Origin of the sequence: Pseudomonas syringae pv. cilantro (genome assembly GCF_001293775.1) — a bacterium.
GTDB lineage: Bacteria > Pseudomonadota > Gammaproteobacteria > Pseudomonadales > Pseudomonadaceae > Aquipseudomonas > Aquipseudomonas syringae_P.
In genome coordinates, this window is record NZ_LGLN01000078.1 from 177,322 (window position 1) to 200,485 (window position 23,164).

Annotated in this window: 18 protein-coding genes and 3 pseudogenes; 11 read left to right on the top strand and 10 right to left on the bottom strand. The window is 61.0% G+C overall.

The annotated features are described in order from the left end of the window. Window position 1 precedes the first annotated feature (1 nt). Both ABJ99_RS22320 and ABJ99_RS22325 read right to left on the bottom strand, forming a co-directional pair. Window positions 2-850 carry an ABC transporter permease gene (locus ABJ99_RS22320; RefSeq protein ID WP_054087654.1) on the bottom strand — a complete coding sequence of 283 codons (849 nt, stop codon included), beginning with the start codon at window positions 848-850 and terminating at the stop codon, window positions 2-4. Beyond that, the gene (locus tag ABJ99_RS22325; RefSeq protein ID WP_054087655.1) at window positions 847-1,860 is read right to left on the bottom strand and encodes an aliphatic sulfonate ABC transporter substrate-binding protein; all 1,014 of its coding nucleotides are present in this window, start codon (window positions 1,858-1,860) and stop codon (window positions 847-849) included. The genes ABJ99_RS22320 and ABJ99_RS22325 overlap by 4 nt, the downstream gene beginning before the upstream one ends. On the opposite strand from ABJ99_RS22325, the gene ABJ99_RS28855 reads away from it, so the two are divergent. Continuing rightward, a complete protein-coding gene (locus ABJ99_RS28855) occupies window positions 1,778-2,107 on the top strand; it encodes a hypothetical protein (protein WP_162491564.1) in 330 nt (109 codons plus the stop codon). The two genes, ABJ99_RS22325 and ABJ99_RS28855, sit on opposite strands and share 83 nt — an antisense overlap. Before the next feature lie 242 nt (window positions 2,108-2,349). Then, window positions 2,350-3,036, top strand: coding sequence for a hypothetical protein (locus tag ABJ99_RS22330; protein ID WP_054087656.1), 687 nt, complete (start codon window positions 2,350-2,352; stop codon window positions 3,034-3,036). Window positions 3,037-3,056: 20 nt separating this feature from the next. Here ABJ99_RS22330 and ABJ99_RS22335 read toward each other — a convergent pair whose 3' ends face one another. After that, the gene (locus ABJ99_RS22335) at window positions 3,057-4,052 is read right to left on the bottom strand and encodes an aldo/keto reductase (protein ID WP_054087657.1); all 996 of its coding nucleotides are present in this window, start codon (window positions 4,050-4,052) and stop codon (window positions 3,057-3,059) included. Between the two features lie 465 nt (window positions 4,053-4,517). Here ABJ99_RS22335 and lexA point away from each other — a divergent pair, with 465 nt between their 5' ends. The 5 genes from lexA to ABJ99_RS22365 are packed head-to-tail and all read left to right on the top strand — an operon-like array spanning window position 4,518 to window position 11,177. Further along, entirely contained in the window at window positions 4,518-5,135 is a 618-nt protein-coding gene (gene lexA / locus ABJ99_RS22345) for a transcriptional repressor LexA (RefSeq protein WP_054087659.1), read from the top strand. Beyond that, a complete protein-coding gene (imuA, locus tag ABJ99_RS22350) occupies window positions 5,135-5,755 on the top strand; it encodes a translesion DNA synthesis-associated protein ImuA (RefSeq protein ID WP_054087660.1) in 621 nt (206 codons plus the stop codon). The genes lexA and imuA overlap by 1 nt, the downstream gene beginning before the upstream one ends. Window positions 5,756-5,762: 7 nt before the next feature. Beyond that, complete coding sequence (locus tag ABJ99_RS22355; RefSeq protein WP_054087661.1) at window positions 5,763-7,178, top strand: Y-family DNA polymerase; 1,416 nt, start codon at window positions 5,763-5,765, stop codon at window positions 7,176-7,178. After that, complete coding sequence (locus ABJ99_RS22360; protein ID WP_054087662.1) at window positions 7,175-10,270, top strand: error-prone DNA polymerase; 3,096 nt, start codon at window positions 7,175-7,177, stop codon at window positions 10,268-10,270. Before ABJ99_RS22355 ends, ABJ99_RS22360 begins: the two co-directional genes overlap by 4 nt. Before the next feature lie 55 nt (window positions 10,271-10,325). Then, entirely contained in the window at window positions 10,326-11,177 is an 852-nt protein-coding gene (locus tag ABJ99_RS22365) for an urea carboxylase-associated family protein (protein ID WP_054087663.1), read from the top strand. Window positions 11,178-11,195: 18 nt separating this feature from the next. On the opposite strand, the pseudogene ABJ99_RS27650 reads toward ABJ99_RS22365, so the two are convergent. Further along, a pseudogene (locus tag ABJ99_RS27650) lies at window positions 11,196-11,507 on the bottom strand (CorA family divalent cation transporter); the annotation flags it as partial. A 10-nt stretch (window positions 11,508-11,517) separates the two neighbouring features. Here ABJ99_RS27650 and ABJ99_RS29955 point away from each other — a divergent pair. Together ABJ99_RS29955 and ABJ99_RS22370 are read left to right on the top strand one after the other, a co-directional pair. Beyond that, window positions 11,518-11,677: pseudogene (locus ABJ99_RS29955) on the top strand (peptidase C39 family protein); the annotation flags it as partial. 137 nt (window positions 11,678-11,814) lie between these two features. Continuing rightward, window positions 11,815-12,714: a polysaccharide deacetylase family protein gene (locus tag ABJ99_RS22370; protein ID WP_054087664.1), complete on the top strand. Its 900-nt coding sequence runs from the start codon at window positions 11,815-11,817 to the stop codon at window positions 12,712-12,714. Between the two features lie 7 nt (window positions 12,715-12,721). Here ABJ99_RS22370 and ABJ99_RS22375 read toward each other — a convergent pair whose 3' ends face one another. The 4 genes from ABJ99_RS22375 to ABJ99_RS22390 form a co-directional block, all read right to left on the bottom strand. Next, window positions 12,722-13,981 carry a metal-dependent hydrolase family protein gene (locus tag ABJ99_RS22375; RefSeq protein WP_054087665.1) on the bottom strand — a complete coding sequence of 420 codons (1,260 nt, stop codon included), beginning with the start codon at window positions 13,979-13,981 and terminating at the stop codon, window positions 12,722-12,724. Next, a complete protein-coding gene (locus tag ABJ99_RS22380) occupies window positions 13,978-15,300 on the bottom strand; it encodes an MFS transporter (RefSeq protein WP_054087666.1) in 1,323 nt (440 codons plus the stop codon). Before ABJ99_RS22380 ends, ABJ99_RS22375 begins: the two co-directional genes overlap by 4 nt. A 189-nt stretch (window positions 15,301-15,489) precedes the next feature. Beyond that, window positions 15,490-16,386: a LysR substrate-binding domain-containing protein gene (locus ABJ99_RS22385; RefSeq protein ID WP_054087667.1), complete on the bottom strand. Its 897-nt coding sequence runs from the start codon at window positions 16,384-16,386 to the stop codon at window positions 15,490-15,492. 24 nt (window positions 16,387-16,410) lie between these two features. Further along, the gene (locus ABJ99_RS22390) at window positions 16,411-17,316 is read right to left on the bottom strand and encodes a LysR substrate-binding domain-containing protein (RefSeq protein WP_080378267.1); all 906 of its coding nucleotides are present in this window, start codon (window positions 17,314-17,316) and stop codon (window positions 16,411-16,413) included. Window positions 17,317-17,470: 154 nt separating this feature from the next. Between ABJ99_RS22390 and ydiJ the strand changes: the two genes are divergently transcribed. Then, window positions 17,471-20,518, top strand: coding sequence for a D-2-hydroxyglutarate dehydrogenase YdiJ (ydiJ, locus tag ABJ99_RS22395; protein WP_054087669.1), 3,048 nt, complete (start codon window positions 17,471-17,473; stop codon window positions 20,516-20,518). 125 nt (window positions 20,519-20,643) lie between these two features. Here the strand turns inward: ydiJ and yghX are convergent, their stop codons facing one another. Continuing rightward, on the bottom strand, window positions 20,644-21,531 hold the full coding sequence (gene yghX, locus ABJ99_RS22400) for a YghX family hydrolase (protein ID WP_054087670.1): 888 nt from the start codon (window positions 21,529-21,531) through the stop codon (window positions 20,644-20,646). 189 nt (window positions 21,532-21,720) lie between these two features. Here yghX and ABJ99_RS22405 point away from each other — a divergent pair, with 189 nt between their 5' ends. Then, window positions 21,721-22,812, top strand: coding sequence for a diguanylate cyclase (locus ABJ99_RS22405; RefSeq protein WP_054087685.1), 1,092 nt, complete (start codon window positions 21,721-21,723; stop codon window positions 22,810-22,812). Window positions 22,813-22,995: 183 nt separating this feature from the next. Here ABJ99_RS22405 and ABJ99_RS29355 read toward each other — a convergent pair. After that, a pseudogene (locus ABJ99_RS29355) lies at window positions 22,996-23,103 on the bottom strand (SDR family oxidoreductase); the annotation flags it as partial. Window positions 23,104-23,164 lie beyond the last annotated feature (61 nt).

A 23,164-nucleotide genomic window follows, 5' to 3' on the forward strand; every position in this document is an offset into this window, starting at 1 on the left:
ATCAACCCTCACGGCTCTGACCGTTGAATGTGTCCCGCCAGGCCAGAAAGCGTTTTTCCAGGCCCGCCAGCAGGCCGTCGCTGAGTTTGCCCAGTGTGGCGAGGACGATAATGGCGGCCAGTACGATGTCCGGGCGCGAGGTTTCGCGTCCGTCGCTGAGCAGATAACCGAGGCCTTTGGTGGCTGCGATCAGCTCGGCTGCCACCAGAAACATCCACGCCAGGCTCATGCCGCTGCGCAAACCGGTGAACAGGCCGGGCAGGGCGGCGGGCAGCAGGATGCGTCGGGTCAGGCGATAGCGACTGAAGCCGTACATCTGACCGACTTCCACCAGCTTGCGGTCAATGCCGCGAATGGCAGCCACGCCATTGAGGTACACAGGGAAGAACGCGCCGATGGCGATCAGCACGATCTTTGAAGTCTCGCCAATCCCCAGCCACAGCAGCAGAAGCGGCACCCACGCGAGGCTGGGAATTGAACGCAGCCCGGCGAAGGTCGGTTCCAGGTAAGCCTCGGCCTCGCGACTGAGCCCGACCCAGGCCGCGAATAACAGCGCCAGACTGGCACCGATCATAAACCCGCTGAGCACCCGCAACAGGCTGGCGCTAATGTGCTTCCACAGTTCACCATCTGCCAGGTCGCGCAGGGTCAGCAGGATTTCACTGGGAGCCGGCATCTGGTAAGACGGCAGCCAGCCGATGCGCACGATGATCTCCAGCAACACCATGACCAGCGCGGGGATTACCAGCCCTTTGAGCCGTGTGCCAGAGCGCTGCCACAGATTGCGCTCCGGACGCGCAGTGGATGCGCTCTGCGGCAGGGTGGGCAGGGATTTTTCCTGACCGCTCATGGGGTCGCGGTCACGGCATTGGAGAAGTCCGGGCTGATCAACTGGTCAATCACCTGCTCGACATTGACACCTTTGCGCACCAGATCTTCCGCGACCAGGATCGGCGCGGCGGATTTGGAGGCTGCCACGTCTTTTGCGCTCAGTTGCGGGCTGCCAAGATCGGTACGCGACAACTGCAAGCGGGCCACTTCCAGCGGCAATCCGGATTCAGTGGCCAGCAGTTTTGCCAGCTCATCAGGGTTTTTCACGGCCCATTCGCGGGCTTTTTCATAGGCGGTCAATACCGTCTTGATCGCTTGCGGGTGTTCCTTGGCATAGGTTTCGGTCACGTTCAGCACGCCATAGCTGTTGAAATCCTTGTTGCGGTAGAGCAGGCGTGAGCCGGACTGGATTTCGCTGGCCGCCATGTGCGGATCAAGTCCTGCCCAGGCGTCGACATCGCCTTTTTCAAGCGCTGTGCGCCCATCGGGATGCTGGAGGTGCAGCAGTTCGACATCATCCTTCTTCAAACCGGCCTGTTGCAGCGTCCGCAGGGTAAACAAGTACGGATCGGTGCCTTTGGTTGCAGCGATTTTCTTGCCTTTCAACTCGGCCACCGATTGCAGCGACGAATCCTTGCGCACCACCAGGGCGGTCCATTCAGCCCGGCTGTAAACGTAAACCGACTTGATCGGGCTGCCGTTGGCCCGGGCCAGCACCGCAGACAGGCTGGCCGAAGAGGCGAAATCGACACTGCCGCTGTTGAGGTATTCCAGCGAACGATTGCTGCCCTGACTCAACACCCAAGTGATTTTGGCGTCCGGCAGCGCTTTTTCCAGCCAGCCAAAATGCTTGAGTGCCAGGCTGACCGGCGAATAGTAGGCATAATCCAGACGGACTTCTGCAGGTGCGGTTTCAGCCGCCGCCCGGGCCACGTCCTGCAAACTCATGGCCAAGGCACAGGTCGTTGCCATCCAGCGAAACCAGGCACGGGAAGTCTGCAACCAAAAAGAAACAGCAAGACGTGGCATAGTAGGCGTCCAGATCAGGAGAACAGGGCGAGACTGCGGCTTCCATATTTCGAAATCAGCAGTTTTCAGAGCGTTAAATTCACAAATGGAATATTGCATGCTCTGTGCCAACAGTCTGGAAGCATTGAAAAACAAGGGCTGGAACGAATTATTCCGGCGTGTGGATGTTGATCGGGCAACAGCCTGTCGAATGACTATTGCTGGAGCAACAGCAGAGCTTGAATGCCGGTTCCTGGCGCTTTTTTGACGGATCATGAGCCCGTTGAGCGGATTTTTTCCTCCTGAGTGCAACACAATCGTTTTTTGACACTCTTAGTTGCTCGCATTCTTAATTCAGACACATGCGCACACTACTATCGCGCGTGATTACCTGAGACACGGATTCGACTGATCCGCAGGAAGTTCTCGGGACGAACCGCCCAAGCAGGCGTATTCGCAGCAGCCAGATGGCTGATCTCCCCAAAAAAAATGCGCATCGGACTTTGACAGATGAATATTCCAAAAATACCGTTGACCACCCGACTTCAGCGCCGCATCGCCTGGCTCTTTTTTCCTGCGCTCATGGTGGCTTCAGGCTTGACGCTGCTCACCGTAGGCAAAGGCGCTCTCGCCGAGACCAAGAACGGCACGCAGACGCTGGTGTTTCTTCGCCATGCTGAAAAGCCGGCCATGGGGTTGGGGCAATTGAATTGTCAGGGGCTCAACCGTGCTATCGAATTGTCCGAGTTGCTTCCGAAAAAGTATGGCAAGGCCGATTACATTTTTGCGGCAAATCCCAGTCGGCATGTGGAAGAAGGTGAGGGCGATCTGTCCTACAGCTACGTGCGACCTTTAATGACAGTAGGCCCCAGCGCCATCAAACTCGGGCTGCCCGTCAATATCGACTATGGCGCCAACGATACCGGCGACCTGGCCGACGAGCTGATGCGCGACAAATATCACAACGCGATCATCTACACCGCCTGGTCCCACGGCTACTTGCCGGAACTGATCAACAAGGTTGCTGAAGAAGCCTCCGGCAAGGCCGTCAATCTGGTCGATGACTGGACCAACGATGATTTCGACTCAGTGGTGGTGGTGACGCTCAAGTGGGTCGACGGCAAGGCCACCCTGGATTATCAGAATCACAAACAGAACCTCAACAACGGCAACGAGACGTGCCCGACCTCGACCTGACCTGAGACGGCAGCGCTCTGTCAACCGTTGAGCGCTTTCATCGATTCCGGACTGTAGCGTTCGCCTGCCACGACACCTTGGGCGGGGAAAATTGCATCCAGTTGGGCAAGCTCACCCTGGCTCAAGGTCAGCGTGACGGCGGCAACGTTGCTCTCCAGGTACTTGCGCTGTTTGGTGCCAGGAATCGGAATGATGTCATCGCCCTGAGCCAGCACCCAGGCCAGTGCCAGCTGCGAAGCACTGACGCCCTTGGCAGCGGCCAGCGCCTTGACCTTTTCCACCAGCGCCAGATTCCGGGAAAAGTTCTCTCCTTGGAAACGTGGACTGAAGCGGCGGTAGTCGTCGGTGGCAAAGTCGTCCGGGCTGCGCAGCGCACCGGTCAGAAAGCCCCGGCCCAACGGACTGTACGCCACGAATGCAATGCCCAGACGGCGGCAAGTGGCGAGCACATCATCGTGTTCCGGGTCACGCGACCACAATGAATACTCACTTTGCACCGCGGCCAACGGGTGCACCTTGTGCGCCCGCTCGATGGTTGCCGCACTGGCTTCGCAGATGCCGATATGGCGAACCTTGCCTGCCTTGACCAGCTCGGCCATGGCACCGACGGTGTCTTCGATCGGCACCGCAGGGTCGACGCGATGCTGGTAATACAGGTCAAGGTAATCGGTATTCAGCCGCTTGAGACTGCCTTCGATGGCCTGCCGGATGTAGTCAGGGCTGCCATTTACACCACGCGCATGCGGGTCATCGCCGCGCACGATGCCGAACTTGCTGGCCAGATAAATACCTTCACGCTTGCCCTCCAGCGCACGGCCCAGCAAAGCCTCATTGGTGTGCGGGCCATACATGTCGGCGGTATCGAGAAAAGTGACACCCAACTCCAGCGCACGATGCAGCGTCGCGATGGACTCCTGTTCGTCGATGCCGGTGGTATAAAAGTCCGACATCCCCATGCAACCCAGCCCGATGGCAGAAACCTGCGGCCCGTTTTTACCCAGTTGGCGCGTAATCACAGTGAGTTCTCCTGGCGTTTTAAGTAGTCGTTGAGTCTCTGCTTTTTGGTTAGCTCAATAAACCGGGTGATTGTGATTTAACTGTTTGGAAATTCTAAATAATAGTCTTCACGTCCAGAACTCCTACAAAAATGATCTGGCTGTGCTTTTCGGTCGTGATGGCGCTGACAACGCAGATTGCGACGTAAGTGACGGATCAGTGTCAGGACGAAGCAGGGCCGGAAACGGAGCCAGGATTTTGGTTACTTTGATCCTTCAAAGTCACTCGCCGAGGGGCGAAAAGGTGCCTTGAGCCGTAAACCAAAATCACTGAAATCGTAGATGCACCGTGTGGCGCAAAGCGTCATGAAATGAGTCCCAACGCGGACAGAAGCCCGGGCCCGTTTTTCGAATAACCCGAGACTGAGATGCTGCCCCTCCAATCCGACCAACTGCGCTAGCCACAAAATGCCAAGAAGAGTACAAATGTACTCCATGACCACATTATCTCCCCGCCGTAGCGCAATCCTTACCTTCATCCGCGACCGCATCGCGCAGCAAGGGCAATCGCCGAGCCTGGCGGAAATCTCCGAGGCCTTCGGTTTTGCTTCGCGCAGCGTGGCGCGCAAACATATTGTGGCCCTGACTGAAGCCGGCCTGATCGAAGTCGTGGCGCACCAGGCACGCGGCATTCGCCTGCTGAACAGTGAGCCGCGCCCCGAACTGCTGGAAATCCCCGTGCTGGGCCGTGTGGCGGCAGGCGCACCGATTGGCCCGGACCTGGACATACACAGCACACTGCACCTGGATCGCGGCACCTTTACCCGCGTGCCGGATTACTTGCTGCGTGTGCAGGGCGATTCGATGATCGAGGACGGCATTCTCGATGGCGATCTGGTGGGCGTGCACCGCAACCCGCAGGCCAGCGACGGGCAGATCGTCGTCGCTCGTCTGGACGGCGAGGTTACCATCAAGCGCTTGCAGCACCGGGGCGACCAGTTGCACCTGCTGCCGCGCAACCCGGCGTATCAACCAATCATCGTCACGCCCGATCAGGATTTCGCCATTGAAGGCGTATTCTGCGGGCTGGTGCGGCGCGAATGATGGGCGCAGTGGTCAGCCTCGATGCCCTGCTGGATGAACGCAGGGTCTGGAAAGGGCGTCAGCAGATTGCGCCGAAGGTCAGCCCGCACCCCAGCGGTCATGCAGCGCTCGACAGCGCCTTGCCCACCGGCGGCTGGCCCGCGTCGGCGCTGACCGAAATCCTCATCCCGGCCAATGGCAGTGGCGAACTGCGTCTGCTGTGGCCGAGTCTGGCGCGGCTGTCGGGTATCGGCGAGCGCATCGTACTGGTCGCACCGCCTTACATTCCTTATCCGCAGGCCTGGCTGGCGGCCGGGGTCGATCTGCGTTATCTGGTAGTGATCGAGGCAAGTGCCCGTGATGCGCTGTGGGCCGCCGAACAATGCCTGCGCTCCGGCAGTTGCGGTGCAGTGGTGTGCTGGCCCGGCATGGTCGATGACCGTGCTCTGCGGCGTTTGCAAGTGGCCGCTGAAACCGGGCAGACCCTGGCCTTTGCCTGTCGCCCCCAGCAGGCGGCTGCCAACCCTTCGCCCGCCGCTCTGCGCGTTGTCATCGATACCCGTCCCGCGCAGTTGCGGGTGCTCAAATGCCGGGGCGGGCTGGCGCCGCCTTTCCCCATCCCTTTTCCGACCGACGCTTGAGGTTCTTATGCTGTGGGCCTGTGTCTTGCTGCCGCAACTGGCGCTCGATGGCGTCATGCGTCGTCGCAGTGATCCCGATGAACCTCTGGCGCTGATCAGCGGCAGTGCGCATCGGCGCGTCCTGCAAACCGTCAATCCAGCTGCGCGGGCATTGGGCCTGAGAGCCGGGCAGTCGCTGACGGCGGCGCAGGCACTGGTGCCCAATTTCGCCACGGTCGTCCACGACCCTGCCGACACCGAGCACTTGCAACAGCTGCTCGCCGCCTGGGCATACGGCTTCAGCTCCAATGTCAGCCTCAAATATCCTCGCGTATTACTGATGGAAATCGAGTCCAGCCTCAAGCTGTTCGGCCCGTGGCCGGTGTTCGAGGCGCGCCTGCGGGAAGAGCTGACCGCACAAGGCTTTCGGCATCGCATCGTGGTCGCGCCCAACCCGATCGCGGCGCGGATGCTGGCCAACATGCACGACGGCCTGAGTATCGATTGTCCGCATGAACTGCGTCGGACGCTGGAGCAGATGCCGCTGGAACGTATCGGTCTGAGCCGCGAAGTCGCGACGGCCCTGACGCGCATGGGCCTGCGCAGCGTGCGACAGGTACTGGCTTTGCCGCGCGACACCCTGGCGCGACGTTTTCCGGCCAGCGTCCTGCAGCATCTCGATACACTGCTCGGCGAGCGCCCGGTGGCGCTGGAGTGCTACACGCCGCCTGACTTCTTCGATGTGCGTATCGAACTGAATTTCGATGTCGAATCGCATCAGGCCCTGTTGTTCCCCCTCAAAAGGCTGATTGCCGATCTGGCCCTGTTTCTGGCCGGGCGCGACAGCGGTGTGCAGCGCTTTGCCCTGCATCTGGAGCACGTCGATGGTCCGGAGACGGTGATCCCGGTCGGGCTGCTCAGCGCCGAACGCGATGCCTCGATGCTCTTCGAACTGGCGCGCGGCAGGCTGGAGCAGGTGCTGGTGGCCTCGCCGGTCCGTGCGGTGCGTTTGCTGGCGCAGGACTTGCCTGATTTCGTTCCGGCGCACCGCGAGCTGTTCGATGAGCGCGTGCAGCAGACCTTGCCTTGGGAGCAACTTCGCGAACGCTTGCGCGCACGGCTGGGCGACGAGTCGGTCACTGGCCTGCGCGCCGAGGCAGATCATCGCCCGGAATGTGCCTGGCAACCACAAAGTACCCAAAAGCCGGTTCTGCCGGCCCGAGGCTGCACGCGTCCGGGCTGGTTGTTGCGAGAGCCGCAGCCGTTGCCCGTTCATACCACACGCATTCTGGCCGGGCCCGAACGAATCGAATCTGGCTGGTGGGACGGTGGCGATGTTCGCCGTGACTACTATCTGGTCGAAACCATCAATGGCCAGCGCGCCTGGGCCTATCGCAGCGTAGGCGAGCAGGGTGAACTGTTGCTGCATGGCTGGTTCGCATGAGCACTGAGTATGCCGAACTGCATTGCCTGTCCAATTTCAGCTTTCAGCGCGGCGCATCAAGCGCCCGTGAACTGTTCGACCGCGCCTTGCGTCACGGTTATGCAGCGCTGGCGATCACCGATGAGTGCACCCTGGCAGGCATCGTCCGTGCCTGGCAGGCGTCAAAAGACACGGGGTTGCCGCTGATCGTCGGCAGCGAAATGCACATCGAAAACGGTCCGAAAATCGTCCTGCTGGTGGAGGACAAGGCGGGATATGAAGCCCTGTGCAAGTTGATCACGGTGGCACGGCGGCGAGCCAAAAAGGGGGAATACCGGCTGCTGCGCGAGGATTTCGAGCGTTCATCCAGTGGCTTGCTGGCCATCTGGCTACCGGACATCGAAGGCGACGCTCAGGCTTGCCGGTCACAGGGCAACTGGTTGCGCGAGCATTTCACCGAGCGCCTGTGGCTGGGCGTGGAACTGCATCGCGGCGCGGATGACGAGCAGCGTCTGGCCGATCTGTTGGCGCTAGCGCAATCGCTGGGCATTCCGGCAGTAGCCAGCGGTGATGTGCACATGCATGCCCGAGGGCGGCGTGCCTTGCAGGACACCATGACTGCCATCCGCCATCACACCACGGTGGCCGATGCCGGGCATCTGCTGTTTGCCAACGGCGAGCGTCACTTGCGTTCGCTGGATGCGTTGGCCGAGCATTACCCGGACTGGCTGCTGGCCGAATCGTTGCGTATCGCCCGGCGCTGCACATTCGATTTTGAACAATTGAAGTATGAGTACCCCCACGAGCTGGTTCCCAAGGGGCAGACCTCCACATCATGGCTGCGCGAGCTGACCGAGCGCGGTATTCGCCGGCGCTGGCCAGAGGGGTTGAGCGTGGCGGCGCGGGCGCAGTTCGAGAAGGAACTGGCCCTGATCACGGAAAAGAAGTTCGACAGCTACTTTTTGACGGTCCACGACATCGTCGAGTTTGCCCGCAGTCAGCACATCCTCTGTCAGGGCCGTGGGTCGGCAGCCAACTCGGCGGTATGTTACGCGCTGGGGATCACCGAGCTGAACCCGGAAAAGAGCAACCTGCTGTTCGAGCGCTTCATTTCCAAAGAGCGCGACGAGCCACCGGACATCGACGTGGATTTCGAGCATGACCGCCGCGAAGAAGTCATTCAATACATATTCCGGCGTTATGGTCGGGGCAGGGCGGCGCTGACCGCAGTGGCCAGCACTTATCACGGTTGCGGCGCACTGCGTGACGTAGCCAAGGTGCTGGGCTTGCCACCTGACCAGATCAACGCCCTGGCGGATGCGTTCAGTCGCTGGAGCGATTCGCTGCCGTCGCCCGAACGCCTGCGCGAATACGGGTTCGATACTGACACGCCGATCCTCAAGCGCGTGCTGGCCCTGACCGGCGAACTGATCGGCTTCCCCAGGCACTTGTCGCAGCATCCGGGCGGGTTCGTGATTTCCGAGCACCCGCTGGACACGCTGGTGCCCGTCGAGAACGCGGCGATGGCCGAGCGCACCATCATTCAGTGGGACAAAGACGATCTGGACCTGGTCGGCCTGCTGAAAGTCGACATCCTCGCACTGGGCATGCTCAGCGCGCTGCGCAGGACGTTCGATCTGGTGCACCTGCACCGGGGCAAGCAGTGGACATTGGCCAGTCTCCCCAGCGATGACCGACCCACCTACGAAATGATCAGCCGCGCCGACACCATCGGCGTGTTTCAGATCGAGTCCCGCGCGCAGATGGCCATGCTGCCGCGCCTCAGGCCGGAAAAGTTTTACGACCTGGTCATCGAGGTCGCCATTGTCCGGCCGGGGCCGATTCAGGGCGATATGGTCCACCCGTACCTGCGTCGGCGCAATGGTGAAGAAGCCATCACCTATCCGCCCAAGCTGAAAAGCGTCTTCGAGCGCACCTTGGGCGTGCCGTTGTTTCAGGAACAGGTCATGGAAGTGGCGATCATCGCTGCCGATTACACCCCCGGAGAGGCCGACCAGCTGCGCCGCGCGATGGCGGCCTGGAAGCGTCACGGCGGGCTGGACCCACACCGTGAGCGTTTACGCAGCGGCATGCTGAAAAACGGCTACGAGGCGGACTTTGCCGACCGCATCTTCGAGCAGATCAAAGGTTTTGGCAGCTACGGTTTTCCTGAATCCCATGCCGCCAGCTTTGCCTTGCTGACCTACGCCAGTTGCTGGCTCAAATGCCACGAACCGGCAGCCTTTACCTGCGCGCTGATCAACAGTTGGCCGATGGGCTTTTACAACCCGGATCAGCTGTTGCAGGACGCTCGCCGCCATCACATCGAAATACGCCCGGTGGATGTGCGCTACAGCCACTGGGATTGCACACTGGAGCCGGTTGATCACCCCGACAGCACGCGCAATCTGGCCATCCGCCTTGGGTTGCGCATGCTGCGCAGCTTTCGTGAAGACGATGCCCTGCGCATCGAAGCGGCTCGCTCGAAAAGGCCGTTTGCCGATGCTACCGACCTGACAGTACGCGCCGAGCTGGATTCACGCGCCGCCGAAGCGCTGGCAGATTCCGGTGCCTTGCGCGGCCTGATTGGCCATCGGCACCGGGCGCGCTGGGAGGTGGCCGGGGTCGAAGCCCAGCGTCCGCTGTTCGATGACCTGCCCAGTGAAGAAACCCCGGTCACGCTGCCGCTGCCGACCGTGGGCGAAGACCTGATGGCCGATTACGCGACACTGGGCACCACCCTTGGCCCGCACCCTCTGGCCCTGTTGCGCAGGCAACTGGCTGCCAAACGCTTTCGCAGTTCGCAGGACCTGTTGACCCTGGAAAACGACCGAACCCTCAGCCTTGCGGGGCTGGTCATCGGCCGTCAACGACCGGGAACCGCCAGCGGCGTGACCTTCGTGACGCTGGAAGACGAATTCGGCATGGTCAACGTCGTGGTCTGGCGCGACCTGGCCGAGCGCCAGCGCAAGGTGCTGGTTGGCTCGCAACTGCTGCAAGTGTTCGGCCGACTGGAATCGAAAAGCGGCGTTCGCCATCTGATTGCCCAGCGGCTGTATGACCTGACGCCGTTATTGACCGGGCTGGATGTGCGCAGCCGGGATTTTCAGTGATCAGGCCTGCAATTTGCAGCATTAATCTGCACACCCTGCCAACGAGAACCCGCGAATGTACAAAGACTACCCAGCCGCCTACCAGGTCAGCAAAGGCGCAGCGCTGCAAGTGGACACGGCTTTTTACGAACGCATACGGGCGAATGCGCCGCAGCGCACGCTGGTCGAGCAGTTTGAAGTACCAATTCGTACCGGGCGCGCCTGGAAGGTCAAGGCCGGGCAAGTGTTTCGCGTCACCACACCGGCTGGCCCGCAAGTGGGTGATTTCAACGTGTGGAATGCCAATGACCCTCGTGAGCGCTTGTGGGCCGCGCGTACGCGGCAGTTGCAGGGCGCGCATGTCAGCACCCATGACCGGTTATGGTCGAACCTGCCTTTTTTGCGGCCGCTGGTAACTATTACGGATGACAGTCTGGCCAGTTATGGCATCGACGAACACGGCGGGCGTCTGCACGACTTGCTGGGCACGCGTTGCGATCCTTACGTCAACAAGATGCTGACCGGCGAAGACTTTCACCATCATTGCCATTCGAATCTGACCCGCGCAGTGCTGCCGCACGGTTTGACCGAGTTCGACGTACATGACGTACTGAATATCTTTCAGTGCACCGGCCTGAATCATGACGACATGTATTTCATGAAAGCCTGCCCGGCGCAGAAGGGCGACTACCTGGAGTTCTTTGCGGAGATCGATCTGTTGTGTGCGCTGTCGACCTGTCCGGGTGGCGACCTGTCATTGCCGATGTGGGGGCCCGACGCGCAGGACCCGCTAAGTGTCTGCCGCCCGTTGGGTGTCGAGATCTATGACCTCGACGCCTCGCTGCTTGACGGTTGGCAGTCGCCCGAGCGTGCCGCGTATAACGGCCTGCATGGTTTGCAGATTGCCAAGGCTGACTGGGAACAATAACGGCTCAGGCTGAACGGGCGCATTTTTGCGCAGCACCAAGACAATCACCGCCCCAAGCCCGAGCATTGTCAGAAGCAAGGCCGGGTAAGCCACCCACCAGTGCAGCGGAGCGGTCACCATGCTGAATTCGGACATGCCGCTGATCCCGGCGATCAGGTTCAGGGGCAGAAACACCACGTTGATCAAGGTCAGTTTGCGCAACAGGGTGTTGGTGCTGTTGCTGACCAGATTGCCCCGCGCGCCCATCAGCCCGGCGAACACCGTGGAGTAGATTTCCGCCTGTTTGTAGCACTGGTCGTTCTCGATGATCATGTCGTCGATCAGCGCCAGGCAGAACAACCGCCCGTTGCCCTACTATCAGCAGGCGCTGGATTGCACCTGCGGCCCGGCCTGCCTGTTGATGGCCATGAAAGCCCTGCAACCCCGAGCACTCCATGAGCCGGGCCGAAGAGTTGCAGATCTGGCGCGAAGCGACCACGGTGTTCATGACCTACGGCCATGCCGACTTCAACCGCATGAGCTGTTTTGGGGCCGATAAATTGCGCGCCGCAGTGATTGTGTTTGCGGGGCCGGTGGATGATGATGCGCCGGTCTGACAAGCCACTTAAGCCGTTCACTCAAAGGATCCGGCAGCCCGATGAAACCCGCCTTTAAAGCTTTGTGGATGCTCGGCATCGCCCTCAGCCTGTCGGCCTGCATCAGTGCGCCGGTGCCGCTGACGGCGAAGACCGCCGAGCAGTTGCGCCAGCAGCCGCCGGTCCGCTTCTTGCTGACTTTTGACGATGGGCCCAGTGCGTCGACTTTTTACAACCCGACCATCACGGTGCTCGACAGCCTCGCGCACAACCCGGTTCAGCCGAACATCAAAGCGGTATTTTTCGTGCAGACCGGCGCGACGGGCGCGGGCAACAGCGAGCAAGGGCGGGCGATCATGCAGCGCGAGCATGAAGAAGGCCATCTGCTGGGTTTTCACACGGCTACGCCGCACCACACCAATCATCGTTCGCTGACCGATGACGAGCTGGAGCAATCCCTGACCCAAGGCTGCGACATCCTGGCTTCGATTACCGGCTCACCGACCCTCTTGCTGCGGCCGCCATTCTGGAACTACGACAAACGCACCTTCAGCGCCTATCAGCGGCACAGCCTGAATGTCTTGTTGACCGACCTGAGCGCCAATGACGGAAAAATCTGGGGTTACAACTTCAGCCTGCGCCGTCGCTCGAACATGGTCAGTCAGCTGTCCCAAGTGCGCGAGCGTATCGCTGCCGGAGCGCTGCCCGTGGTGGACGGTGTAATCCCGGTGGTGGTGACTTTCCATGATCTGAACCGCTATACCGCACGGCATGCGCAGGAATACGTGCAGATACTGGTCGACAGCGCCGCGCAGACGGGCGTGCGACTGGCCGCTAAGCCGTTTTACGATGACAGCGCACAATTGCAACGCGCTGCCTTGGCTCGCACGGTCAAAAATGCCGACCAGCCTGTGCGCTTACCCGGCGTGTGGAACTGGATCTGGGACCACAACGCTCACTGACGGCCGATCAAATCAGGGTGTTTTTGCGCACTTGACCGCCCTGAATAATCATCGCCAATTGCTCGCCCTGGCCGACCAGGCAGTTGATATCACTCAGCGGATCGCCGTCCACCACCAACAGGTCGGCAATCGCGCCCGCAGCGATGCACCCCAATTCACCTTCGCGTTGCAGAATCTGTGCGGCAACGCTGGTGGCACTGCGCAGTGCCGCCAGATTGCCGAGCAGTTCTGCGCGGATCTTCAGTTCATGGGTCTGGTATTCGTGCATTTCGCCCAGCAGGTCCGAGCCATAGCCCATCGGCACGCCCGCTTCGGCGAACAGTAACAGGGCGTTGCGCCCGGCCTGACGCACGTCCTCGATCTTCGCCACCGAGTCGGCAGGCAGGCCGAAGCGTTCGCCGTACTCGGCGAGCATTTCGTAGGTGACCTGGGTCGGCACCGCAAAAGCGCCTTTTTCGGCCATCAGCCGAGCCGTGTCGGCGTCCACCAGATTGCCGTGCTCGATGGTCCGTACGCCGCACTCGATGGCCCGGCGAATCGCTCGTGCCGTGTAGGCGTGGGCCATGACGTAGGTATTGGCCGCCGCGGCTTCGTCGACGATGGCGCGGATTTCAGCCTCGCTGTACTGGGTGTTGGCAATCGGATCGGTCGGCGAAGACACGCCGCCGGATGCCATGATCTTGATCTGGTTGGCACCTTGTTGCAGTTCTTCGCGCACCGCCAGGCGCACGTTGTCGACGCCATCCACCACGCGGGCGATGGCCCCGGCCCGGAAGCAGCACGAGCAGGGCTCGTTGAGCAGCAGCTCGCCGCGTGCACGCATGTCGCCATGCCCGCCGGTCTGCGACAGCGCTTTGCCGGACGCGAAGATCCTCGGGCCCGGAATCAGGCCCATCTGGATCGAACGCGCCAGCGCCCAGTCGGCACCGCCAGCATCGCGCACGGTGGTGAAACCACGATCGAGCATCGCAGCCAGAATCGGCAGCGCGCGGTACATGATGATCGCATTGGGTTGCAGCGCGTTCATGCCCAGGTTGGCATTGGAGGCCAGCACATGCACATGGCAGTCGATCAGGCCCGGCATCAGGGTTCTGCCGCCCAGATCGATCACCTGAGCGTTGGCTGGGGCAGGCTGACCTTCGGCGCGCACCTCGACGATGCGCTCGCCTTCGACCACAACTTCCTGGCCGGTGATCAGCGCGCCCAGGTTCAGGTCCAGCAGGCGGCCGTTGCGCAGGATCATGCACGGGGATTCAGCGATACTCATTGGTAAGCTCCAGACAAAGGGCGATGACCGGTCGGCAAACGATCACGATAAAGCAGCGCGCCGATGCCGCTGACAACAGCGGCGAACATGATGTAAAAGGCGGGTGCCAGGTTGCTGCCGGTTGTTGCAATCAGCCAGGTGATGGTGAACGTGGCGAAACCGCCAAAAATGGTCACGGCAAAGTTGTAGGCCACGGAAAGGCCGGTGGACAGCACATGGGTCGGCAACAGCTCACCGAAGGCGGCGAGGATCGAGCCGATATAACCGGAAATCAGCAGGCCGAGCACCAGTTCGAAAATCAGCAGTGAATACAGCCCCGGCATCTGGTTGATGAACAGAAACATCGGGTAAGCGCTGAAAAAGATGGCAATCGCCGAGCCCAGCAGCCAGGGTCGATGCCCGCTGCGGTCAGCCAGGGCGCCGACAATCGGGGTGGCAACGATCAGCACCGCGCCGCCCATCATGCCGGCGCTGAATCCCATCCATGACGGCAGGCCGAGCACGCGCTGCGCGTAGGACGGGATATAGAACAGGATCGCGTAGGTGCAGACCGTCCACAGCACCACCAGCGAAAAGCTGATCAGGGTCTGACGCGGATAGGTCTTGATGACTTCACGCAACGGCGATTCGACCTGTTTGGCCGCTGTGTAGGCAGGCGTTTCATCGACCCGGCTGCGGATGTAGAAACCGACCGGGCCAATCAGCGTGCCGATCAGAAAGGGCACGCGCCAGCCCCAGCTTTCAAGCTGTGCCTGAGTCAGATAAGTCGACAGGATCGCGCCCAGTGCCGAGCCGAGCAGCACCGCAACGCCGATGCTGGCCTGAATCCAGCTGGAATAGAACGCTTTCTTGCCTTCTGGCGCGTGCTCGGTCAAAAACGCCGTCGCGCTGCCCATTTCACCCCCGGCGGAGAAACCCTGCAGCAGGCGCGCCAGCACGATCAGCACCGGCGCCAGATAGCCGATCTGCGCAAAGCCTGGCGTCAGGCCGATGATCAAGGTGCCCATGGCCATGAGCAGAATAGTCAGCGACAGCGCGGCCTTGCGCCCGCGCTTGTCGCTGTAGATACCGAGCACAATGCCACCCACCGGACGCATGAAAAAACCGACACCGAAGGTCGCCAGTGCCAGCAGGTAAGAGGTCAGCTCGCTGCCGGTGGGGAAGAATACTTTGGCGATGATCACCGAGAAAAAGCTGTAGACCGTGAAGTCGAACCACTCCAGGCCGTTGCCGATGACAGTCGCGGTGACCGCCCGACGGGCTTTTTGATCGTGGGTCTGCCCGTAGCTGCGTGAGGCGGATTGTTGTGTAGTGCTCACTGTTTGGCTCCTGCATGCGATACACGCAGGGAAGCCCCTGCATTGGCTGCATTGATTGAGGGCAGAGTTGGCGAGGTGCATTAGAGTCGGGTCTTGAGCCCGCTTGATTCGAGAGTAGGCGCTGGGCAACTTTTGAGAAAACGCTTATTACGCAGGTTTGCATGCGCTGGGCGCATGCAGATTTTGAGGTTAACCGGCTATTTCCTCACTCAGCCATTTTTCGAACGCACGTGCCGCCCGGCGGGGCATCTTGCCGCTGGGGGTCAGCAGGTAATAGCCGCCGACGGCGCCGACGCTGGTGCTGCACGCCGGCACCAGCGCACCGGACTGTATGTGGCGATCGATCATCGGCTGCCAGCCGAGCACGACGCCGTGCCCGGCGATGGCCAGGTCCACCAGCACCGGGTACAGATTGACGGTCATGCGCTGGCGGATCAGCGAGGCGTCGACGCCCTGACGGCCGAACCAGTCGGACCAGGACAACCACTGGCGCTGCCCGTCTTCCAGCATCAGCAGGCAGTGATCCAGCAACTGCGCAGGTTCCAGCACCTGACCTTGCAGGTAATCGGGCGAGCAGTAAGCGTTAACCGATTCGGCGAACAGTAGACGACTGTCCAGGCCCGCCGGCGACGTTTCGCGCAGAAAATACAGCGCCAGGTCAAATTCGGCGCGGATCAGCGAGTCCAGCCCGTCGACCACCCGCAGGCGGATGTCCACCGCCGGATACGCGTCGCGATAGCGCCCCAGCAGCGGGCCAAGCCACAAGGCCGCTACGCCACTGGAGCAGGCCAGGGTCAATTGCTGCTCGCCGCTGTGAGTAATAACCTGCGCAGTGGCCTCGGCGCACAGGATCAGCATGCGTTGAATCTGCTCGGCGTAGATCTGCCCGGCGACGGTCAGGTGAATGCGTTTGTGCTCGCGACGAAACAATGCCCGGCCCAGAAACTCCTCCAGTTGCGCCACCTGCCGACTGATCGCACTTTGCGTCAGGTTCAGCTCAATGGCGGCGCGGGTAAAACTGCCGTGGCGCACAGCAGCTTCAAAAGCGATCAGGTTTTGCAGCGGCGGCAGGGGTTCGATACGCACGGTGGCTCCTGTTGCGGGCAGGTTTTACAACGGGTCAGGAAAGGGCGTCGACAACAGCCAGTCTCTGAATACGCACAACGACGGCAGATTCTGAAAGCGCGTGGCGTAGGCCAGGTAGTAATTTCGCCCGCTGTCCAGCGGCTCGAACAGGGTGACCAGTTCACCGCTGTTGATCTCGTCCTGCACCAGAATGCGTGGCACCAGGGCAATGCCGATCCCGGCTGCGACGGCCTGAATCAGGTGCGAGGTCAGCTCAAAGCTCGGGCCGGGACGCATGACGTGATGGGACAGATGATTGCTGTCGAACCAGTCCGACCAGGCATTGGGCCGCGACACTACGCTCAGCAACGACTGCTGGGCAACCTGCGCCGGGGTCATCGACTGGTAACCCGCAAGCGCGGCAGGGCTGGCGATGACCAACAGTTTTTCGCTGACCAACGGGTGCGAGATGTAGCCCGGCCAGTTGCCGTGGCCCGCACAGATAATGGCGTTCATTTCGCTGGCTGCGGGCGTCAGGTCGGCGTGCACGATGCGCGAGTGAATGTGCACCACATAGCCCGGATGTCGGGTGTAGAAATCATTCATGCGCGGCAGCAGCCACTTGGAACCGAAGGTTGGCAGCACCGCCAGGTGCAGGGTACCGCCCTCGGATTTGTGGGCGATGGTCTGCAACGTCGCGCTGCGGATGCGGCCCAATGCGGCCGCCAGTTCATGCTGATACAACGCGCCTGCGGTGGTCAGCTCGATGCGCCTGCCGTCGCGTTTGAACAGCTCGACCTGCAATTGCGCCTCCAGCGCCTGCACCTGACGGCTGACCGCACTCTGAGTCAGGGCCAGTTCGTCGGCGGCCTTGGTGAAGCTGCCATGCCGGGCAGCCGCTTCAAAGGCGAGCAGCAGCGACATCGAAGGCGTCAATCTTCTGGTGTTCATTCATAAAACTCATGGAAAAACGGCAGGTTTTACGTTTGCGCTGGAGCACGACAGGCGGGAGAATCGCGGTAACCGTTGATAACACCATGCATGCGAGCGTTTCGAAGCATACGTGCTTTGCATAGAAAACGCCTAGTCAGCCAGGAAAACCACCATGATTGCACTGCTGAAACCGACCTCCGAACAGATCGGCCATTACGATCGTTTTCTCAATGCGCTGGTTGAGGGTGGCTTTCGCGGCGAAATCGCCAGGGATCATGGCTCGCGCACGGTATTGGCCACCGACAACTCCATCTATCAGCGCTTGCCGCAGGCGGCGGTGTTTCCGATGGACAGCCACGATGTAGCGATCGTCGCCCGCCTGGCCGCGCGGCCCGAGTACCGGCAGGTGGTACTGACCCCACGTGGTGGTGGCACCGGCACTAACGGGCAGTCGCTGACCGATGGCGTGGTGGTCGATCTGTCGCGGCACATGAACAATATCCTTGAAATCAACGTCGAGGAGCGTTGGGTGCGGGTGCAGACTGGCGTGGTCAAGGACCAGCTGAACGCTGCACTCAAGCCGCACGGGCTGTTTTTCGCGCCGGAATTGTCGACTTCCAATCGTGCCACGGTCGGCGGCATGATCAATACCGACGCCAGCGGGCAGGGCAGTTGCACCTACGGCAAGACCCGCGACCATGTGCTGGAACTGTCGACTGTGTTGCTCGGCGGCTCTTACGTCCACAGCCAGGCGATGGGCCCGGTGCAACTGGCCAGTGAGCAAGCGCGGGCTGATCGGGCTGGCGATGTGTACCGCTGCGCACAGCAGATTGCCGATACTCAGGCGCAGCTGATCAAGGACGTGTTTCCGCCACTGAATCGCTGCCTGACCGGTTACGATCTGGCGCACCTGCGCGAGGAGGACGGGCGCTTCAACCTGAACAGCGTGCTGTGCGGCTCCGAAGGCTCGCTGGGTTTTATTGTCGAAGCCCGGCTCAACGTGTTGCCGATTCCCAGACACTCGATTCTGGTCAACGTCCGTTACGCCGGATTCATGGATGCCTTGCGCGACGCCAAGGCCTTGATGGCGCACAAACCGCTGTCGATTGAAACCGTGGATTCCAAAGTGCTGATGCTGGCGATGCAGGACATCGTCTGGCATGGCGTGGCCGAGTACTTTCCGCAGGACCCGGTGACACCGACGCTGGGCATCAACCTGATCGAGTTCAGCGGCGATGAGTTGAGCGACGTGGAGCAGCGCGTGCATGCCTTCGTCGGCCACTTGCAGACAGACACGTCGGTGGTGCGCCTGGGTCATACGCTGGCAATCGGCAACGCGGCGGTGAATCGGGTCTACGCCATGCGCAAGCGCTCGGTAGGGTTGCTCGGCAACGTGCAAGGTGAAGCCCGGCCGCAGCCGTTTGTGGAAGACACCGCGGTCCCCCCGGAAAATCTCGCCGACTACATTCAGGAATTCCGTGCGCTGCTGGACAGCTACGGCCTGCAATATGGCATGTTCGGCCACGTGGACGCGGGCGTGCTGCACGTGCGGCCGATTCTGAACATGAAAGACCCGGCGCAGGCAGCGCTGATTCGGCCGATTTCCGATGCCGTCGCGGCGCTGACCAAGCGTTATGGCGGCCTGCTGTGGGGCGAGCACGGCAAAGGCCTGCGTTCGCAATACGTGCCCGAGTATTTCGGCGAGCTGTATCCGGCCTTGCAGGCGCTCAAGGCTGCCTGCGACCCGTTCAACCAGCTAAACCCCGGCAAGATCGCCACGCCGGCGAGCGTGCCCGAGGCGCGTCTGACTCTGGTGGATGAAGTGACGCTGCGTGGCGATCTGGACCGCACCATCGACGAGCGGGTCTGGAAGAGTTACGACAGTGCGCTGCATTGCAACGGCAATGGGGCCTGTCACAACTACGACACCGACGACGCCATGTGCCCGTCGTGGAAAGCCACCCGCGACCGTGTTCACTCTCCCAAGGGGCGCGCGTCGCTGGTACGGGAGTGGCTGCGCCTGCAAGGCGAGCAGAATGTCGATGTGCTGACCGCCAGCGCCAGGGCGCGCACTGCCAACGTGCTGAAAAGCCTGGCCGAGCGCACCGTCAACAGTGTGGCCAGAGTGGCGGGGCAGAAGGATTTTTCCCACGAAGTCTATGACGCCATGGCCGGTTGCCTGGCCTGCAAGTCCTGCGCAGGGCAGTGCCCGGTCAAGGTCAATGTGCCCGAGTTCCGGTCGCGTTTTCTGGAGCTGTACCACAGCCGCTACCTGCGTCCGATCAAGGATTACCTGATCGGCTCGCTGGAATTCAGCATTCCGCATCTGGCGCGCTTTCCCGGGTTGTACAACGCGATCATGGGCGCCAAACCGGTGCGTTACCTGCTTGAGCACGTGGCCGGAATGGTCGACAGCCCGTTGCTGAGCCTGACGGACTTTCGTGCCGCCTGCGCGCGCTGGAATGTCGGCATCGCCACGCCACAGCGGCTGGCCGCGCTGACCGAGCAGGAGCGCAAGCGCACGGTGGTGCTGGTGCAGGACGCGTTCACCCGCTATTTCGAAACGCCGCTGGCCGCAGACTGGCTGGAACTGATTTCGCGCTTGGGCTATCAGGTCTACCTCGCGCCGTTTGCACCCAATGGCAAGCCGTTGCAGGTGCAGGGTTTCCTCGCTGCGTTCGAGAAGGCTGCCCGCTTCAACAGTCAGTCGCTTGGCAAGCTGGCCGGGTTTGGCATCCCGCTGATCGGGCTCGATCCGGCCATGACCCTGGTCTATCGCCAGGAATACAGCAAGACGCTGGGCAGCGAGAACGTGCCCACCGTCATGCTGCCGCAGGAATGGCTGGCGACCGGGCTTGAAGCGCAAGGCGACGCAGTGGCGGAGGAAACGTATTACTTCCTGCCGCACTGCACCGAAAAGACCAACGAGCCAGGCAGCGTCGGCCTCTGGCAGAAAGCCTTCGCCCGCGCCGGCCTCAAACTGGAAGTGCTGGCCAGCGGCTGCTGCGGCATGTCCGGCACCTATGGGCACGAGACCCGGAATGCGAAAACCAGCGACATTATCTATAGCCAGTCCTGGCAGCCACTGGTGGCGCGTCATGGCGGCGAAAGCCGACTGCTCGCCGACGGCTATTCATGCCGCAGCCAGGTCAAACGTCAGGATGGCAAGGTCGTGCAGCATCCATTGCAGGTGCTGCTGGAACGGGTACGGCCGCTGTAACCAGGACGCAGAGCGTCGCACGATAATGGCCTTGGGTTATCGTTACGCACGCTCCTGCATGGGAACGCGGTGCGTGACGCTCTGCATCACACATCCACGCTGCGCCGTCTGTTCAGGATCAGCCCTCACACAAGATACTTGTTGAACCACTCCAGCGTCCGCTCCCAAGCCAGTTTGGCGGCGGCTTCGTCGTAGCGAGGGGTCGAGTCGTTGTGGAAGCCGTGGTTGGCGCCCGGATAGATATAGGTTTCGTAGGTCGTACCAGCTGCTTTCAATGCCTTCTCGTACGCAGGCCAGCCTTCATTGATGCGGGTATCCAGTTCGCCGTAGTGAATCATCACCGGAGCCTTGATCTTCGCCACGTCTTTGGCGTCAGGCTGACGCCCGTAGAACGAGACCGCCGCGCCCAGCTCCGGGTACGCAACGGCCGCAGCGTTGGCCACGCCGCCGCCGTAGCAGAAGCCGGTGATCCCGACTTTGCCGGTGGTTGCGTCATGCTTCATCAGCCACTCGACGGCCGCGAAGAAGTCGTTCATGAGTTTTTCCGGGTCGACCTTCTGCTGGAGCTCGCGGCCCTTGTCGTCATTGCCCGGATAGCCACCGACCGACGAAAGACCGTCGGGTGCCAGCGCAATAAACCCGGCTTTTGCCACGCGCCGGGCCACGTCTTCGATGTATGGGTTCAAGCCGCGATTCTCGTGCGCGACAACCACAGCAGCCACCTTGCCGGTGGCTTTCGCCGGGCGCACCAGATAACCGCGCACCTGACCATGGCCCTTGGGGGACGGGTAATTCACATACTCGGCGATGATATCCGGGTCGGTAAACTCAATCTGGGTGGCCAGTGCATAGTTGGGGCTCAACGAAGCAAGCAACGCGCTGGCGGTCAGCCCGCCCAGGGTGAACAGCGCGGCACGGTCGAGGAATTCACGCCGGTTGATCTTGCCATGGGCGTAGTAGTCGTAGAGCTCAAGCAGTTCAGGCGCAAAGTCTTTCGCGGTGAGACGTTCCATCGGCATGCATCCTCTGAGTCGTACAGGCCGCACGTAAATGCACGGGCCGGTGATCACTGCGCATTAAAGCAGCCTCGTGTCGGGTTGCCACATAAACGACAGATACATAACGGTTTGTTAAATTGTTAGACAATGTGTCAGGCATTATGGTTTTTTGCCGATACAGTCGATGAATTCAGTCCTGTGTTCATGGTCATACCCAGCCCGCACTCTCGAGAAAACGTGATGATGACCCTCCTGGCAGAAGACCGATCCCAGCTGTACAAGGATACGGCCGCCCAGTTCTGGAAGCACATTACGCCTATCGTTTACGTCGCCCTCGGCATTCATTGTGTATTTCTGCTGGCGTTTCTCGCCCTGCATGTCGAAATTCTGTGGCTGGCCAACATCGTCAGCACCCTGATTTACATCAACTGCATCTACCTGATCAGAGGAGAGCGTTACCGGCAGGCCGGACAACTGATGAGCCTGGAAATCATCGCCCATGCGGTACTGGCCACCTGCGTGCTGGGCTGGGAAAGCAATTTCAGTTTCTATATGTTCTGCGTCATTCCGATCATTGCGTTCACGTTTCAGCTGGTAACGATCAAACGTGTCGTGTTCAGCGTCGCGATCCTGCTGGCGGTGGTGGCCTGCTTCGCATTCCGCCGGCACATGGGGCACAACTCCGGCCTGAGCAGTACGATGCTGGATGTGTTCGGGGTCATCAACGTGTTCACCGCGACCATGCTGGCGATCTACGCCACTGCGCTGTCTGTGCGCTTTACGTCGTCCATCCAGCTGAGCCTGTTTCATCTGGCCAATCGTGACAGCCTGACCAACCTGTTCACCCGGCGCAGGGTTCTGGATCGGGTGCGGCAGTTGCAGGCGCGACGCCAGGGGCTGTCGGCGTCGCTCATCCTGCTGGATATCGACCATTTCAAACTGATCAATGACCAGCACGGCCACGATACCGGCGATGTGGTGCTGCAGCGTGTGGCAGACATCATTGTCAGCAGCGTGCGCAGCAGCGATATGGCGGCCCGCTGGGGTGGCGAAGAGTTTCTGGTGCTGATGCCCGATACCACGCAGGAAGATGCGCAACGGGTGGCCGACCGGATCTGGACACGCATTGGCAACGAATCAGGCTGGAGCAGGGCGCAGGTCATGAAGGTCACGGCAACGCTGTCGATGGTTGCCATCCATCGCGAAGAGAGTTTCGAGGTTGCCCTAAGCCGTGCCGATGCGCTGCTTTATCTGGGCAAGAAACAAGGGCGCAACCGGCTGATGGTCGGCGTATGAGCATCGACCGTGCATCGGCTCAGCGCACCGTTGCGGCCTTGTGGAAGATCAGTCGCCGCCCATGTCATAAACCGGTAATAAAGTGCGTGTCGACGCGCCATTAAAGGCTCGAAAGACGCCATGATGAACGTGCCTTCCGGGCCCATCAACAATGCTGCCAACGCCCCGACTTCATCAGGGCTACCGCAGGTCGGCGAGCAGTGCGTGTTTGCCGGCGCTGACCCTGCGGGCAATGGCCTGGCCTATGGATCCGGCGCCGATGACGACGGTGACTTGAGTGAGGTCGTTCATTAGCAGTTGAATCCGCTGTGTAAAGCCCGGATCGCATAGGGCCATCATTTCATCAATAATA